This is a genomic window from Pseudomonas sp. FW305-28 (genome assembly GCF_017351395.1).
GTDB lineage: Bacteria > Pseudomonadota > Gammaproteobacteria > Pseudomonadales > Pseudomonadaceae > Aquipseudomonas > Aquipseudomonas fluorescens_AA.
In genome coordinates this window covers 38,562-54,486 of sequence record NZ_JACNDD010000023.1, presented here as the reverse complement: position 1 = coordinate 54,486, position 15,925 = coordinate 38,562, and the positions used below count along the sequence as shown (strand labels likewise).

Here is a 15,925-nt window from a genome sequence, read left to right as displayed (position 1 = left end):
CTCGCGATCGGGGCGACTCGGTCTTCCTAGACCTGCCCCTGAGCCCCTTCAAACCAGGCCAGTTTCTCGCGTAACTGCACCACTTCCCCCACGATCACCAGCGTCGGCGCATGCACCTCATGCTCAGCCACCAGCCGTGGCAAGTCGGCCAAAGTGCCGGTAAAGACCCGTTGGTTCGACGTCGTGCCCTGCTGGATCAACGCCGCTGGCGTATCCGCCGCGCGACCGTGCTTGATCAGCTCGTTGCAGATCATCGGCAGGCCGACCAAACCCATGTAGAACACCAGCGTCTGCGCCGGCGACACCAGGTCGGCCCACGGCAAGTCGCTGGTGCCGTCCTTGAGATGGCCGGTGATGAAACGCACCGATTGGGCGTAGTCGCGATGGGTCAGCGGGATCCCGGCGTAGGCCGCGCAACCACTGGCGGCGGTGATGCCCGGGACGACCTGGAACGGAATGCCATGGGCCGCCAGCTCTTCGATCTCCTCGCCACCACGGCCGAAAATGAACGGATCGCCGCCCTTCAACCGCACCACGCGCTTGCCCTGGCGAGCCAGGTCGACCAATTGCTGGTTGATCTGGTCCTGGGGTACGGCGTGGTCGGCGCGGCGCTTGCCAACGTAGATGCGTTCGGCGTCGCGTCGGCACAATTCCAGAATCGCCGGCGCCACCAGGCGGTCGTACAGCACCACGTCCGCCTGCTGCATCAAGCGCAAGGCGCGGAAGGTCAGCAGGTCCGGATCTCCCGGCCCGGCCCCCACCAGATAAACCTCGCCCGGCGCGCTCGGCGCCTGGCCGTCGATCTTTTCCCGCAGCAAGCGCTCGGCTTCGCCGCCCTGCCCGGCCAGTTGGCGGTCGGCGATAGGGCCTTGGAACACTTCCTCCCAGAACGCCCGGCGCTGCTGGACATCGGGAAACAGTTGCTTGACCTGATTGCGAAAACGCGCCGCCAGCCCGGCCAACTGCCCATAGGTCGAGGGAATCCAGGTTTCCAGCTTGGCCCGGATCAGCCGCGCCAGCACCGGCGCGTCGCCGCCACTGGACACTGCGATCACCAAGGGCGAGCGGTCGACGATCGCCGGGAAGATCACGCTGCACAGGGCCGGCGCGTCCACCACGTTGACCGGCACGCAACGCTTATGGGCGTCGGCCGAGACCTGGGCATTGAGCGGTTCGTCGTCGGTGGCGGCAATGATCAGCCCGCAACCGTCCAGATCCGCCTCAAGGTAACCGCGCTGGATACACTCGCCGCCGCTGCCACTGACCAGTTCCCGCAACTGCGGTTCGATGTCGGGTGCGACCACCCGCAGCAACGCGCCGGCATCGGCCAGTAGGCGGGACTTGCGCAAGGCAATTTCCCCGCCGCCGACCACCAGCACGCGGCTGCCGCGCAGGTTGTGGAACAGTGGCAAATAGTCCATTTAGCCGATGACCTCGATGCCGCCCATGTAGGGTTTCAACACCTCGGGCACACGGATCGAACCGTCGGCCTGCTGGTAGTTCTCCAGCACTGCCACCAGGGTACGCCCCACCGCCAGGCCAGAGCCATTGAGGGTGTGGACCAGTTCCGGCTTGCCGGTTTCCGGGTTGCGGAAACGCGCCTGCATGCGGCGGGCCTGGAAGTCGCCGCAGTTGGAGCACGACGAAATCTCGCGGTACTTGTCCTGGCTCGGAATCCAGACTTCCAGGTCGTAGGTCTTGACCGCGCTGAAGCCCATGTCGCCGGTGCACAGCGCCAGGGTGCGATACGGCAGTTCCAGCAGTTGCAGGACCTTCTCGGCGTTGGCGGTCAGGCTTTCCAGCGCCTCCATGGATTTCGACGGCTCGACAATCTGAACCATCTCGACCTTGTCGAACTGGTGCTGGCGGATCATGCCGCGGGTATCACGGCCCGACGCCCCGGCTTCACTGCGGAAGCACGGCGTGTGGGCGACGAACTTGATCGGCAGTTGCTTGGCGTCGACGATCTCGCCGGCCACGATGTTGGTCAGCGACACTTCGGCGGTCGGGATCAGGTACAGGTCGGCCTCGCCGTCGCGGCTGATCTTGAACAGGTCTTCCTCGAACTTCGGCAACTGACCGGTGCCCTGCAGCGCCGGGGCCTGGACCAGGTACGGGGTGTAGGCTTCTTCGTAGCCGTGTTCGGTGACATGCAGGTTGATCATGAACTGCGCCAGGGCCCGATGCAGGCGCGCGATCGGCCCGCGCAGCAGGGCGAAACGGGCGCCCGACAGCTTGGCGGCGGTTTCGAAGTCGAGCCAGCCGAATTTCTCGCCCAGGGCCACGTGGTCCTGCACCGGGAAATCGAAGGTTGTCGGCGTGCCCCAGCGGCGCACTTCGACGTTGCCGTCTTCGTCTTCACCAACCGGTACCGATTCGTGAGGCAGGTTCGGGATGCCCAGCAGGATCGAATCCAACTCGGTCTGGATCGCGTCCAGCTCGACCTTGCCCGCGCTCAATTCGCCCGCCATGCGCTCGACATCGGCCATCAGCGGTGCGATGTCTTCGCCACGCTGCTTGGCCTGGCCGATGGACTTGGAGCGCGCGTTACGTTCAGCCTGCAGGGCTTCGGTGCGGGTCTGGACGGTCTTGCGCTGTTCTTCCAGCGCTTCGATGCGCGCGACATCCAGGGCAAAGCCACGGGAAGCCAGGCGGTCCGCTACGTCCTGGAGGTTGCTACGTAACAGTTTGGAATCGAGCATGTCGGTCTCTCGTTATCAAAGTTTGGTCAAGGACAGGCCGGCCCAGGTGGCGAGCAGCCCGCCGAATACGCTGATGGCTGCATAGCCCAGGGCCAGCGGCACCTGCCCGCTTTCCAGCAGGCGCACCGTATCCAGTGAAAAGGATGAAAAAGTCGTCAGGCCGCCGAGAAAGCCAACCATCAACCCGGCCCGCACCTCGATGGGCACTTCCGGGCGAATCAAAAACAGACCGTATAGAACGCCGATCAGCAGACAGCCCACGATATTAACGGCCAGCGTCGCGGTATAGAAGTGCCGGGGCCAATTTGCGTTGATCCAGTTGCCCGTGGCGAAACGCAACAACGTGCCGACGATGCCGCCAGCGGAAACGGCAAGTATCAGGGGGATCAAGGTTTTCTCCGCTGCCGTGGACTCAGGCGATCCAGTTGTGCCAGGTGGTTGAGCTTCTCGCCGATCTTCAGTTCAAGGCCCCGCGGTACTGGCTGGTAGAAGCGCTGGGGTTCGAGTTCATCGGGGAAATAATCTTCGCCGGCGGCATAGGCGTCCGGCTCGTCATGGGCATAACGGTATTCTTCGCCATAGCCCAGTTGCTTCATGAGCTTGGTCGGCGCGTTGCGCAGGTGCAGCGGCACTTCGAGGGAGCCGTGTTCGGTAGCGCTGCGCATCGCCGCCTTGAAGCCCATGTACACCGCGTTGCTCTTCGGCGCACAGGCCAGGTACGTGATGGCCTGGGCCACGGCGAGCTCACCTTCCGGGCTGCCGAGGCGCTCCTGCACGTCCCACGCCGCCAGGCACAGGCTCAGGGCCCGGGGGTCGGCATTGCCGATGTCTTCGCTGGCCATGCGCACGACGCGCCGCGCCAGGTACAGCGGATCGCAACCGCCGTCGATCATGCGCGCAAACCAGTACAAGGCCGCGTCGGGGTTGGAACCACGGATGGATTTGTGCAGCGCCGAAATCTGGTCGTAGAACGCCTCGCCGCCCTTGTCGAAGCGGCGCCGGGTATCGCCCAGCAGGCTTTGCAGCAGCTCGACGCCAATCTCGCTGTCGTCTTCGGCCAGGTCCGAGGCGTTTTCCAGCAGGTTGAGCAAGCGCCGGCCATCGCCATCGGCGGCTGAAAACAGGATCTGGAAACCTTCATCGCTGAGGCTCAAATGCCGCTTGCCCAGGCCGCGCTCCTCGGTCAGCGCCCGATGCACCAGCTTGCGCATCGCCGTCTCGTCGAGGCTTTTGAGCACATAGACCCGCGCCCGCGAGAGCAAGGCGTTGTTGAGTTCGAACGAAGGGTTTTCGGTGGTGGCACCGATGAAGATCAGCGTGCCGTCTTCGACGTAGGGCAGGAATGCGTCCTGCTGGGACTTGTTGAACCGGTGCACTTCGTCGACGAACAGGATCGTGCGCTTGCCGTACTGCCCAGCCTGCTGCTTGGCCACTTCCACCGCCTGGCGGATTTCCTTGACCCCGGCCAGCACCGCCGACACCGTTTCGAAGTGAGCGTCCGAGACTTCCGCCAGCAGCCGCGCCAGGGTGGTCTTGCCCACGCCCGGCGGGCCCCAGAAGATCATCGAGTGCAGGGCGCCCTGCTCCAGGGCCTCGCGCAGAGGCTTGCCGCGGGCGAGCACATGCTCCTGGCCGACGTACTCATCCAGGTTGGTCGCGCGCAAGCGGGCGGCCAATGGCTGGGCAATCGGGGCGCTTCGAAACAGGTCCATGATTACTACAAAACCTCCGCTGGGTCCTGTTGCCATTCCTCTCTGCCGGAGCAGATCCATGGGAGCCAATCTGTGGGAGCAAGGCTTGCCCGCGATACAAACACCTCGGTGCATCTGGTGGACCGAGACGATGCAATCGCGGGCAAGCCTTGCTCCCACAGACCTTTTCCCACAGGCCATTTCCAACAGGGGGCCAGTGTTTATTCCTGGATTACATCGGCACCCTTGGGGATGTCGAACTTGAACTTGGACGCGGCGATCGGCTCGTTGGCCTTGACCCCGGTGAACAGGATATTGGTGCGCTGGCCGACACTGTCGATCAACTGCATGTCGTTGACCAGGCCGTTGCGGAACGACAGGCGCAGGCTGTCGAACAGGCTGTCCTTGGTCTTGGGCTTGAGGGTGAAGTCGATCACGCCACCGGCCTCCTTGGAGGTGATCTCGAAGCTCTGGCTGATCTCGGAGATGTCACCGGACAGCAACAACGCCGGCGTCTGGGTCAGGCGCTGGTCGAGGGTCTTGATGGTCACCTGTTCCAGGTCCGGGTCCCACAGGGAGACTTTCTTGCCATCGGACACCATCAGTTGTTCGGCTGGTGCATCCGTGTGCCAGTAGAACAGGCCCGGGCGCTGCAGGGCCATGTCGCCGGCGGTTTCCTGCAATTGGGTGCCACTGCCATCGAGGGTCAACTGGGAAAAACGTGCGGTCAGGGTCTGGGAGCCCCCCAGCAATTGGGTCAGGCGAGCCACGTCCTTTTCGCCGGCGTGGGCCGACAAGGTAGACAAGGCCAGTACGGGCAACAGCAACATGCGAATCAGGCGCATGGGAGTCCTCATGAAGTCGTGGGGGTTCGAGCGGCGCTTCGGCAGGCCGCCCGGGTCATTAGTCGCGCATCGGGCCCGGCGCCAGTACTTCGCGCGAGCCGTTGGTGTTCATGGCCGTCACCACCCCGGCCATTTCCATGGCTTCGATCATGCGGGCGGCGCGGTTGTAGCCAATCTTCAGCTTGCGCTGGACGGCGGAAATCGAGGCCCGGCGGCTCTCCAGGACAAACTGCACCGCTTCGTCGTAGAGCGCATCGGTTTCAGCGTCGTCGTCACCGCCGCCACTGCTGCCCTCGAAACCGCTGCCGGCCTCTTCGACACCGTTGAGGATGTCGTCGTTGTATTCAGGCGCGCCACGCAACTTCCAGGCTTCCACCACGCGGTGCACTTCGTCATCGGAAACGAACGCACCGTGCACACGAATCGGCAGGCTGGTGCCCGGCGGCATGTAGAGCATGTCACCATGCCCCAGCAACTGCTCGGCGCCACCCTGGTCGATGATGGTCCGCGAGTCGATCTTGCTCGATACCTGGAACGCCATGCGGGTCGGGATGTTGGCCTTGATCAGGCCGGTGATCACGTCCACCGACGGCCGTTGTGTGGCGAGGATCAGGTGGATACCGGCCGCACGGGCCTTCTGGGCGATACGGGCGATCAGTTCTTCGACCTTCTTGCCGACGATCATCATCATGTCGGCGAATTCGTCCACCACCACCACGATGGTCGGCAGCTTGTGCAGCAGCGGCGCTTCGTCGTGGATGCTCTCGCGGTGATACAACGGGTCGCTCAATGGCGTACCGGCCTCTTCGGCCTCCTTGACCTTGGCGTTGAAGCCCGACAGGTTGCGCACGCCCATCTTCGCCATCAGCTTGTAGCGGCGCTCCATCTCGGCGACGCTCCAGCGCAGGGCGTTGGCGGCGTCCTTCATGTCGGTGACCACCGGGCACAGCAGGTGCGGAATGCCTTCGTAGATCGACAATTCGAGCATTTTCGGGTCGATCATGATCAGCTTGGCGTCTTCCGGGCCGGACTTGAACAGAATCGACAGGATCATCGCGTTCACGCCCACCGACTTACCGGAACCGGTGGTACCGGCCACCAGCAGGTGGGGCATCTTCGCCAGGTCGGTGATGACCGGCTTGCCGCCGATGTCGTGGCCCAGGGCCAGGGTGACCGGCGACTTGTGGTTGTCATACTCAGGCGTCGACAGCACTTCGGAGAAGCGCACGATCTGGCGGTCTTCGTTGGGAATCTCGATGCCCACGGTGGTCTTGCCGGGAATCACCTCCACCACCCGCACGCTGGTCACGGCCAGGGAACGCGCCAGGTCTTTCGCCAGGTTGGCGATGCGACTGACCTTCACGCCGGCAGCGGGCTGGATTTCGTAGCGGGTAATCACCGGGCCCGGGTGGATCGAATCCACCGACACCTCGACCCCGAACTCCTTGAGCTTGATCTCCAGCAAGTGGCCGACGGCCGCCAGGGATTCGGGGGAATAATTGAGCTGTTTCTTCTCGGCCGGGTCCAGGATCGAGATCGGCGGCAAGGTGCCTTCCACTGCACTGTCGACGAACAGCGGCGCCTGTTTCTCTTTCTGTACGCGCTTGCTCTGCTCCGGCGGCTTGGCCGGGGCCATGGTGATGACCGGCGGCACCTGTTTTTCGCGCTCGGACATGTGCTTGCTCAAGGCCTGCTCACGCTCGATCAGGCGCTCCTTGACCTTGGCCTGCTCGCGCTTGTCCGGCGTCGTCGGGGCCACCACGTCGTGGACGCGGTCGTCGACTTCACGCAGTTGCGCCACCAGTTGCTTGCGCTCGGTGCGCGCCGCCCACCAGCGGTTCATGGCGCCCTGGATCAGTTCGATCAGGTCGAGGGTGATCTTGCCCGTGACGTCCATGACCTTGAACCAGGACAGGTCGGTGAACACCGTCAGGCCAAACAGGAACAGGGCGATGAACAACAACGTGCTGCCCTGGATGTTCAGGGCATTCCTGGCCAGGTCGCCGAGGCTTTCCCCCAGGGCACCACCCGCCCCGGCCGGCAAACCGGTGGGCGCATGGAAATGGATATGGGCCAGCGCGGCCCCCGACAACACCAGGAATACCAGGCCGATCAGGCGCCAGGAGAACAACCAGCCGCTCCACTGCCACGGCTCGTGGCGCTGGCGGAAGATCTGGTAGGCCTTGATCGCCAGCAGCAACGGGAAAATGTAGGCGAAATAGCCCAGCACCATGAACAGGATGTCGGCGCTGTAGGAACCGGCCGGACCGCCAAAATTCTGCACGTCGTCGATCTTGCTGTTATGGCTCCAGCCCGGATCGTCCTTGCCGTAGGTCAGCAAGGCCATCATCAGGAACAGGCACAGGGCACCGATGGCGATCAATGCACCTTCCTTGAGCCGGTAGTGCAGTTGCTGGCGCCAGAGCGGAACGACTGGTTTGGGTGCTGCGGTGGATTTCTTCAAAACGCTTCTTTTCCTGCGCCAACGGCGCGTCCATCTGTTGAATGACTATAAAAAACTGCCCATGACGAGCAGGTAAAAAAGTGAATGTGCACAACCGGTACTACTTTTACCACTGTGAGGCGCATCCAGAAAACTGCAGGCGTGGCCGAAAATTCTGATCTTTAGCCTATCCCGCGTTCAAAACCCAGGCATTGTACGGGTTTGTCTGCACCAATTGGACCATGCATTCTCTTTTGTGACAAAGGCTTATGAGGTGTTTTTATGAGCGAAGTGAAGCATTCACGCCTGATCATTCTGGGTTCCGGCCCTGCGGGGTACAGCGCGGCCGTCTATGCCGCCCGCGCCAACCTCAAACCCGTTGTCATTACTGGCCTGCAGGCCGGTGGCCAGCTCACCACCACCGTGGAAGTCGATAACTGGCCCGGCGATGTCGAAGGCCTGACCGGCCCGGTACTGATGGAGCGCATGCAACGGCACGCCGAGCGTTTCGACACGCAGATCGTCTACGACCATATCCACACCGCCAAGTTGCAGCAGCGCCCGTTCGAATTGATCGGCGACAGCGGCATCTATACCTGTGATGCGCTGATCATTGCCACCGGTGCCTCAGCCCAGTACCTGGGGCTACCCTCGGAAGAAAGCTTCGCCGGCAAAGGGGTTTCCGCGTGCGCGACGTGCGATGGCTTTTTCTATCGCAACCAGGTGGTAGCGGTAGTCGGCGGCGGCAATACCGCGGTCGAGGAAGCCCTGTACCTGTCGAACATCGCCAGGGAAGTGCACCTGATCCACCGCCGCGACAAGCTGCGCGCCGAGAAAATCCTCCAGGACAAACTCTTCGAAAAGGCCACCAACGGCAATATCAAGCTGCACTGGAACCAGAACCTGGATGAAGTCCTGGGCGACGCCAGCGGCGTGACCGGCGCACGCCTGCGACACAGCGAGACCGGCGAAACCAGCACCCTGTCCCTCGCCGGGGTGTTCATTGCCATCGGTCACAAACCCAACACCGATCTGTTCCAGGGCCAGTTGACGATGCGCGACGGCTACCTGCTCGTGCATGGCGGCAGCGAAGGCAACGCCACCGCGACCGATATCGAAGGCGTATTCGCCGCAGGCGATGTGGCCGACCATGTCTATCGCCAGGCGATTACCTCCGCCGGCGCCGGCTGCATGGCCGCACTCGACGCGGAGAAGTATCTCGATGACATCCCTGCCGTTTGACGGTTAACCTTCCAGGCGGGGCCTCGCTGACCGGCGAGACCCGCATCTGCCGCCCTCCCCTTCTACAAGCCGGACGCCCATGCTGACCTGGTTACAACGCAACAGCCTCGAATTTCCGCCACTGGCAAAAGCCATGCGCGATCCCAACGGATTATTGGCCGCCGGTGGCGATCTATCCGCCGACCGGCTGATCCAGGCCTACCGCCACGGCTGCTTCCCATGGTTCTCCGAGGGGCAACCGATCCTGTGGTGGTCGCCGGACCCACGCACGGTGTTGTTTCCCGACGAACTGCACATATCCCGCAGCCTGGGCAAACTGTTGCGCAAGCAGCGCTATGACGTAACGTTCGATCAGGATTTTGCCGCGGTCATCCAGGCCTGCGCGGCGCCGCGCGACTATGCCGAGGGCACCTGGATCACCGACGCCATGCAAACCGCTTATCTGGAACTGCACCGACGCGGTTTCGCCCATTCGGTGGAAGTCTGGGACCAGGGGGTGCTGGTGGGCGGCCTGTATGGCTTGGCCATGGGCCAGTTGTTTTTTGGCGAGTCCATGTTCAGCCGGGCCGACAATGCGTCGAAATTCGGCTTCGCCACCCTGGTCCAACACCTCAAGGCCGCCGGTTTCGTGCTGATCGACTGTCAGATGCCCACCGAGCACCTGCACAGCCTGGGCGCTCGGTCGATTCCACGCACCGAATTTGCGGGCTATCTAAAGGCACATCTGGACCTGCCCAACCAGGCAGCATGGGTTTGCTGAGCGACATTCGCGCTCCTGGCTTACAATTAAATCCAAAGCTTATTCCGAGGGCCGATCATGACCGAGTTGGCGCGTTTGAAGTTCTATGCCACTCAGCCCCACTCTTGCAGTTACCTGCCGGAGGAGCAGGCCACGACGCTGTTCCTCGACCCTAGCCAGCCCATGGATGTGCATGTCTACGCAGACCTGTCGGAAATGGGCTTTCGTCGTAGCGGCGATCATCTCTACCGGCCCCATTGCCAGCATTGCAACGCCTGCGTCCCGGCGCGCATTCCCGTGGCGCAATTCTTGCCCAATCGCCAGCAGAAACGCATTTTCAAGCGCAACGCCGACCTTCAGGTCCGCCCGGCCAAGCCGCAGTTCACCGAGGAATACTTCGACCTGTACCAACGCTACATCGAACAACGCCATGCCGATGGCGACATGTACCCGCCCAGCCGGGATCAGTTCTCGACCTTCCTGGTGCGTGACCTGCCGTTTTCCCGCTTCTATGAATTCCGGCTGGAGGGACGGCTGGTCGCCATCGCTGTCACGGACCTGCTGCCCAACGGCCTTTCAGCGGTGTACACCTTCTATGAGCCGGAGGAAGAACGGCGCAGCCTGGGGCGCTTTGCCATTCTCTGGCAAATCAACGAAGCCCGGCGCCTGGGACTGGAAGCGGTGTACCTGGGCTACTGGATCAAGAACTGCAAGAAAATGAACTACAAGACCCAATATCGGCCTATCGAATTGCTGATTAACCAGCGATGGGTCGTCCTGAGTTAGAAGCCTTTGGCTTAAAAGTTAGAACCCCTTGGCTTGAACCCCCTTTTTCGGGCACAATGCACGCCGCTTTTGCCTGGCGCAGTTGCACCGGGCCATTCACTGGATACCGAGGGCTTTACTGCATGTCGAAAGAAGACAGCTTCGAAATGGAAGGCACTGTCGTCGACACCCTGCCCAACACCATGTTTCGTGTGGAGTTGGAAAATGGGCACGTCGTAACCGCGCATATCTCCGGCAAGATGCGCAAGAACTACATTCGTATTCTTACCGGTGACAAAGTGCGCGTCGAGCTGACGCCCTATGACTTGAGCAAAGGGCGCATCACTTACCGCGCTCGCTAACAAGTCAATACAAGACGCCCGGCTAGATGCCGGGCGTTTTTGTTTGCCTGCGATTTGATGCCCCCCCCCGCCCTCCTTGTGGGAGCGAGCTTGCTCGCGATAGCAGAGGGTCAGCTTGCATTGATGCAGGATGTGCCGCCGCCATCGCGAGCAAGCTCGCTCCCACAGGAATTGGCGGTGGGGCCAGTAACAGCAAAAAGGCGCCTTTCGGCGCCTTTTGCTTTGTTGCAGTCAACGGTCAGGCCATTTCGGCCGTGGTTTCGAAGTCGAAGGTCAGTTCGCCGTCCTTGATGTCGATGTGAACCACACCGCCATGCTCGGCCAGCTCGCCAAAGAGAATCTCCTCCGCCAGCGGACGCTTGATCTTGTCCTGGATCAAGCGAGCCATCGGCCGCGCGCCCATCGTCACATCGTAACCACCTTCGGCCAGCCAACTGCGGGCCGCATCGGTCACCTCCAGCAACACACGCTTGTCTTCGAGCTGCGCCTGAAGTTCGGTAAGGAACTTGTCCACCACGCTCTTGATGACTTCATGACTGAGGCGACCGAACTGGATAATGGTGTCCAGGCGGTTGCGGAATTCAGGCGTGAAGCTCTTCTTGATCACTTCCATCGCATCGGACGAGTGGTCCTGATGGGTGAAACCGATCGAAGCGCGAGCTGCGGTTTCGGCACCGGCGTTCGTGGTCATGATGACGATCACGTTGCGGAAGTCCGCCTTGCGCCCGTTGTTATCGGTCAGCGTACCGTGATCCATCACCTGCAGGAGCAGGTTGAAGACTTCCGGATGCGCCTTCTCGATTTCGTCGAGCAGCAATACGCAGTGCGGTTGCTTGGTGATGGCTTCGGTCAACAGGCCGCCCTGGTCGAAACCGACATAGCCCGGAGGCGCACCGATCAGACGCGATACGGTGTGGCGCTCCATGTACTCGGACATGTCGAAGCGCACCAGCTCGATACCCATCGCCTTGGCCAACTGCCGTGCCGCCTCGGTCTTGCCGACACCGGTAGGACCGGCGAACAGGAACGAACCCACCGGCTTGTCCGGCGACTTGAGACCGGCGCGGGACAGCTTGATGGCGGTCGACAGCGAGTCGATGGCCGCATCCTGGCCGAACACCGTCAGTTTCAGGTCACGCTCCAGGTTACGCAGCAGTTCCTTGTCGGAACTGGTGACGTGCTTGGGCGGGATCCGCGCGATTTTCGCCACGATGTCCTCGACCTGAGGCACTTCGATGCGCTTGACGCGCTTCTCCACGGGCTGCAGGCGCTGGTAGGCACCCGCCTCGTCGATGACGTCGATGGCCTTGTCCGGCATGTGCCGGTCGTTGATGTAGCGCGAGGCCAGTTCAGCCGCCGCGCGCAGGGCTTCATCGCTGTATTCGATGTTGTGGTGCAGCTCGAATCGCCCCTTCAGGCCGCGCAGGATGCCAATGGTGTCTTCCACCGAAGGTTCCGACACATCGACCTTCTGGAAACGCCGGGCCAGGGCACGGTCTTTCTCGAAGATCCCGCGAAATTCCTGGAACGTGGTCGAGCCGATGCAACGGATATCACCCGAAGACAGCAGCGGCTTGAGCAGGTTCGACGCATCCATGACCCCGCCCGACGCAGCCCCGGCACCGATAATGGTGTGGATTTCGTCGATGAACAGGATCGCCTGCGGACGTTTTTTCAGTTCGCCGAGCAACGCCTTGAAACGCTTCTCGAAATCACCGCGGTATTTGGTACCGGCCAGCAAGGCACCCAGGTCGAGGGAGTACACCACGCTGTTGGCCAACAGGTCCGGCACCTGGTTGTCGACGATGCGTTTGGCCAGGCCTTCGGCAATCGCGGTCTTGCCCACGCCTGCCTCGCCCACCAGCAATGGGTTGTTCTTGCGCCGCCGAGCCAGGATCTGGGCAACGCGCTCGACTTCCGCCTCGCGCCCGACCAGCGGATCGATCCGGCCCTGGCGTGCCAGTTCGTTCAGGTTGCTGGCATAGGCATCCAATGGGTTGCCTGAAGAAGAAGACTCACCGCCCTCGTCGTCCTGCATATCCTGCTCACCCTCGGAATGATCGCCATGCCCAGGCACCTTCGAGATGCCATGGGCGATGTAGTTGACGACATCGATACGCGCAACGCTCTGCTGCTTGAGCAGGAACACTGCCTGGCTTTCCTGCTCGCTGAAGATGGCAACCAGCACGTTGGCGCCGGTGACTTCGCGCTTGCCCGAGCTCTGTACGTGGAAGACAGCACGCTGCAGGACACGCTGGAAGCCCAGGGTTGGCTGGGTTTCACGATCCTCGTCATGCACGGGGATCAATGGCGTGGTGGAGTCGATGAACTCCTGCAGATCATGCTTGAGTTTATCGAGGTTCGCGCCGCAGGCACGCAAAACGGTGGCGGCAGCCTCGTTATCCAATAGGGCCAGCAGCAGGTGCTCGACGGTCATGAATTCATGACGCTTCGAACGAGCCTCCTTGAAGGCAAGATTGAGGGTGACTTCGAGCTCGCGGTTTAACATAGCTTCACCTCATACCCAAGTGGTCGGCGTTAACCGTCCTTCTCGATTTCACAGAGTAGCGGATGCTGGCTTTCCCGGGCGTACTGGTTGACCTGCATAGCCTTCGTCTCGGCGATGTCGCGGGTAAACACGCCACATACTGCCCGTCCCTCTGTATGGACGGCCAGCATGACCTTGGTCGCCAGCTCCCGATTCAGGTTAAAAAACACCTCGAGCACTTCGACGACGAAATCCATCGGTGTGTAGTCATCGTTGAACAAAACCACCTTGTACATCGGTGGCGCCTGTAATGCGGGCTTTGCTTCCTGAACAGCAATGCCTGCGGAATCGTCGTCGTGTAGATCCGGGCGATCCTGATTGAATGTTAGTCGAATCTGGCTGACTGCATGCATGGAAAGAAAGGTTCGTTTAGTTGGCGAATACAGTGATGGGGGCGCTTGTGGGCGATTTCAACCACGACCACCGGAGCCACCTTGACTATCGGGAAAACGGTGTTACAACCAATAGAGCCCATCGTGGGTTAAAAAGGTCCGTGAAATCTATCCTGTACAAGAAGATTAACCTGCGGATGGACTGGATGATACTCCAGTGATGGAGTGCGTTGCAGAGGGAAATGGGTTATGTCGGTCGTCAAGATGAAAGGTAAGGTGAAATGGTTCAATAATGCCAAGGGTTACGGTTTCATTCTTGCGGACGGCAAGGATATTGGAGACCTGTTCGCCCATTTTTCGGTGATCGAGATGGACGGCTACAAGACCCTGAAGGCCGGGCAACCGGTGACATTCAACGTCATCCAGGGGCCCAAGGGCCTGCACGCGATCAACATCAAGGTTGTCCTCGCCGAAGACGCGCCCGCCCCTGCCAATGTCATTGTCAGGGTCACCGAGACCCACTGACCGGCAGTCGCCACCCCGCCTGAAGAAAATGCCCGGCTCGATCACTCGAGCCGGGCATTCGCGTTGAGCACCGATTCGCTTACATGTGCGAGATCAGGGCATCACCGAAGCCCGAGGACGATACCAGCTTGGCACCCTCCATCAGGCGTTCGAAGTCATAGGTCACGGTCTTGGCCGAAATCGCGCCGTTGGTGCCCTTGATGATCAGGTCGGCCGCTTCGGTCCACCCCATGTGGCGCAGCATCATTTCCGCCGACAGAATCAGCGAGCCCGGGTTGACCTGGTCCTTGCCGGCATACTTGGGCGCGGTACCGTGGGTGGCTTCGAACATCGCCACGGTGTCGGACAGGTTGGCGCCCGGCGCGATACCGATACCGCCCACTTCCGCCGCCAGGGCGTCGGACAGGTAGTCACCGTTCAGGTTCAGGGTGGCGATCACGTCATACTCGGCCGGGCGCAACAGGATCTGCTGCAACATCGCATCGGCGATGGCGTCCTTGACGATGACGTTCTTGCCGGTCCGCGGGTTCTTGAACTGCATCCACGGCCCGCCGTCGAGCAGGGTCGCGCCGAACTCTTCGGCTGCCACTTCGTAGGCCCATTCCTTGAAGGCACCTTCGGTGAACTTCATGATGTTGCCTTTATGCACGATGGTCAGCGAATCGCGGTCGTTGTCGACCACATATTGCAGGGCCTTGCGAGCCAGGCGCTTGGTGCCCTGCTTGGAAACCGGCTTGACGCCGATGCCGCAATCCTCGTCGAAACGGATCTTGGTCACGCCCATTTCTTCTTTCAGGAACTTGATGACCTTGGTGGCTTCGGGCGAGCCGGCTTTCCACTCGATGCCCGCGTAAATGTCCTCGGAGTTCTCGCGAAAGATCGTCATGTCCACGTCGCCAGGCTTCTTGACCGGGCTTGGCACACCTTCGAACCAGCGCACCGGACGCAGGCAGACATACAGGTCGAGCTGCTGGCGCAGCGCTACGTTCAACGAACGGATACCGCCACCCACCGGCGTGGTCAGCGGGCCCTTGATGGAAACCACGTAGTCCTTGACCGCATCCAGGGTTTCCTGGGGCAACCAGGTGTCCTGGTCGTAGACCTGGGTCGCTTTCTCACCGGCATAGACTTCCATCCAGGAAATCTTGCGCTTGCCGCCATAGGCCTTCTGAACCGCAGCGTCCACAACCTTGATCATGACCGGACTGATATCGACGCCAATGCCGTCGCCTTCGATGAAGGGGATGATCGGGTTGTCGGGAACATTAAGAGAATGGTCTGCATTGACGGTGATTTTGTCACCGACGGCTGGAACCTGAATCTTTTGATACCCCATGCTGAACTCCATTGCTTGGATTGAACATCTGGCTGCGTTCGAGCGTACCCCAGTTGAATCGGCACGCAAACCCTACGTTAGGCCCATCGGCGGCAAAGCGTTGCACTTCGCCGCGTACAACCCTGAAAACCAAGGGAAAAGCGCCAAACATGAGCATAGTCCGCCCCAGGGGGACTGCGACGTTTAGACCAATGGACGTGTACGGAAGTCTATGAACCATCGGCAGATCGCCAGCTACCTATGTATAATGCCGCCGCTGACCACAGGGTCACGACGGCTGACGGCTCTATCACAGGACTTTCCGCCAACTTAAAAGCCGGACCGTTACCGCGGCCCAACCGCTTGACGCTCGACTGATGCACCCAACATCACCGCGAAGAAACCTCGACATTCGG

The 15,925-nt window shown here is 61.2% G+C and carries 14 protein-coding genes; 5 read left to right on the top strand and 9 right to left on the bottom strand.

Going from position 1 to position 15,925, the window contains the following annotated elements; genetic code table 11:
- Positions 1-26: 26 nt before the first annotated feature.
- From cysG to J4E53_RS08065, 6 genes are all read right to left on the bottom strand, one after another.
- Positions 27-1,421: a siroheme synthase CysG gene (gene cysG, locus J4E53_RS08090; RefSeq protein ID WP_060741566.1), complete on the bottom strand. Its 1,395-nt coding sequence runs from the start codon at positions 1,419-1,421 to the stop codon at positions 27-29.
- On the bottom strand, positions 1,422-2,702 hold the full coding sequence (serS, locus tag J4E53_RS08085) for a serine--tRNA ligase (protein WP_025213005.1): 1,281 nt from the start codon (positions 2,700-2,702) through the stop codon (positions 1,422-1,424).
- A gap of 15 nt (positions 2,703-2,717) precedes the next feature.
- Entirely contained in the window at positions 2,718-3,092 is a 375-nt protein-coding gene (gene crcB, locus J4E53_RS08080; protein WP_072392893.1) for a fluoride efflux transporter CrcB, read from the bottom strand.
- Positions 3,089-4,414, bottom strand: a complete 1,326-nt coding sequence (locus J4E53_RS08075; protein ID WP_046064131.1) for a replication-associated recombination protein A — start codon at positions 4,412-4,414, stop codon at positions 3,089-3,091. Before J4E53_RS08075 ends, crcB begins: the two co-directional genes overlap by 4 nt.
- A 200-nt stretch (positions 4,415-4,614) precedes the next feature.
- The gene (gene lolA / locus J4E53_RS08070) at positions 4,615-5,238 is read right to left on the bottom strand and encodes an outer membrane lipoprotein chaperone LolA (protein ID WP_003203330.1); all 624 of its coding nucleotides are present in this window, start codon (positions 5,236-5,238) and stop codon (positions 4,615-4,617) included.
- Positions 5,239-5,296: 58 nt separating this feature from the next.
- Entirely contained in the window at positions 5,297-7,702 is a 2,406-nt protein-coding gene (locus J4E53_RS08065; protein WP_060741564.1) for a DNA translocase FtsK, read from the bottom strand.
- A 261-nt stretch (positions 7,703-7,963) separates the two neighbouring features.
- On the opposite strand from J4E53_RS08065, the gene trxB reads away from it, so the two are divergent.
- The 4 genes from trxB to infA all read left to right on the top strand — a co-directional run bounded on the left by trxB (position 7,964) and on the right by infA (position 10,789).
- Entirely contained in the window at positions 7,964-8,923 is a 960-nt protein-coding gene (trxB, locus tag J4E53_RS08060; protein ID WP_060741563.1) for a thioredoxin-disulfide reductase, read from the top strand.
- Between the two features lie 79 nt (positions 8,924-9,002).
- Positions 9,003-9,683, top strand: a complete 681-nt coding sequence (gene aat / locus J4E53_RS08055) for a leucyl/phenylalanyl-tRNA--protein transferase (RefSeq protein ID WP_103308486.1) — start codon at positions 9,003-9,005, stop codon at positions 9,681-9,683.
- Between the two features lie 57 nt (positions 9,684-9,740).
- Complete coding sequence (locus tag J4E53_RS08050; protein ID WP_053123176.1) at positions 9,741-10,448, top strand: arginyltransferase; 708 nt, start codon at positions 9,741-9,743, stop codon at positions 10,446-10,448.
- A 122-nt stretch (positions 10,449-10,570) separates the two neighbouring features.
- Positions 10,571-10,789, top strand: a complete 219-nt coding sequence (gene infA, locus J4E53_RS08045) for a translation initiation factor IF-1 (protein ID WP_002553999.1) — start codon at positions 10,571-10,573, stop codon at positions 10,787-10,789.
- 238 nt (positions 10,790-11,027) lie between these two features.
- On the opposite strand, the gene clpA is transcribed toward infA, so the two are convergent.
- Complete coding sequence (gene clpA / locus J4E53_RS08040) at positions 11,028-13,298, bottom strand: ATP-dependent Clp protease ATP-binding subunit ClpA (RefSeq protein WP_024616766.1); 2,271 nt, start codon at positions 13,296-13,298, stop codon at positions 11,028-11,030.
- 29 nt (positions 13,299-13,327) lie between these two features.
- Positions 13,328-13,690, bottom strand: coding sequence for an ATP-dependent Clp protease adapter ClpS (clpS, locus tag J4E53_RS08035; protein ID WP_003180089.1), 363 nt, complete (start codon positions 13,688-13,690; stop codon positions 13,328-13,330).
- 228 nt (positions 13,691-13,918) lie between these two features.
- Between clpS and J4E53_RS08030 the strand changes: the two genes are divergently transcribed.
- Positions 13,919-14,194 (top strand): cold shock domain-containing protein, encoded by a 276-nt coding sequence (locus tag J4E53_RS08030; RefSeq protein ID WP_103308485.1) that lies wholly within the window; start codon positions 13,919-13,921, stop codon positions 14,192-14,194.
- Between the two features lie 79 nt (positions 14,195-14,273).
- Here the strand turns inward: J4E53_RS08030 and icd are convergent, their stop codons facing one another.
- Positions 14,274-15,530 carry an NADP-dependent isocitrate dehydrogenase gene (icd, locus tag J4E53_RS08025; protein ID WP_060741560.1) on the bottom strand — a complete coding sequence of 419 codons (1,257 nt, stop codon included), beginning with the start codon at positions 15,528-15,530 and terminating at the stop codon, positions 14,274-14,276.
- Between the last annotated feature and the right edge of the window lie 395 nt (positions 15,531-15,925).

Excerpts from the sequence above, each read along its gene's own strand:
- lolA (WP_003203330.1), bottom strand. The coding sequence starts at position 5,238 with ATGCGCCTGATTCGCATGTTGCTGTTGCCCGTACTGGCCTTGTCTACC.
- J4E53_RS08075 (WP_046064131.1), bottom strand. The coding sequence starts at position 4,414 with ATGGACCTGTTTCGAAGCGCCCCGATTGCCCAGCCATTGGCCGCCCGC.
- J4E53_RS08030 (WP_103308485.1), top strand. The coding sequence starts at position 13,919 with ATGTCGGTCGTCAAGATGAAAGGTAAGGTGAAATGGTTCAATAATGCC.
- infA (WP_002553999.1), top strand. The coding sequence starts at position 10,571 with ATGTCGAAAGAAGACAGCTTCGAAATGGAAGGCACTGTCGTCGACACC.
- serS (WP_025213005.1), bottom strand. The coding sequence starts at position 2,702 with ATGCTCGATTCCAAACTGTTACGTAGCAACCTCCAGGACGTAGCGGAC.
- clpS (WP_003180089.1), bottom strand. The coding sequence starts at position 13,690 with ATGCATGCAGTCAGCCAGATTCGACTAACATTCAATCAGGATCGCCCG.
- clpA (WP_024616766.1), bottom strand. The coding sequence starts at position 13,298 with ATGTTAAACCGCGAGCTCGAAGTCACCCTCAATCTTGCCTTCAAGGAG.
- trxB (WP_060741563.1), top strand. The coding sequence starts at position 7,964 with ATGAGCGAAGTGAAGCATTCACGCCTGATCATTCTGGGTTCCGGCCCT.
- aat (WP_103308486.1), top strand. The coding sequence starts at position 9,003 with ATGCTGACCTGGTTACAACGCAACAGCCTCGAATTTCCGCCACTGGCA.
- J4E53_RS08050 (WP_053123176.1), top strand. The coding sequence starts at position 9,741 with ATGACCGAGTTGGCGCGTTTGAAGTTCTATGCCACTCAGCCCCACTCT.
- icd (WP_060741560.1), bottom strand. The coding sequence starts at position 15,530 with ATGGGGTATCAAAAGATTCAGGTTCCAGCCGTCGGTGACAAAATCACC.
- cysG (WP_060741566.1), bottom strand. The coding sequence starts at position 1,421 with ATGGACTATTTGCCACTGTTCCACAACCTGCGCGGCAGCCGCGTGCTG.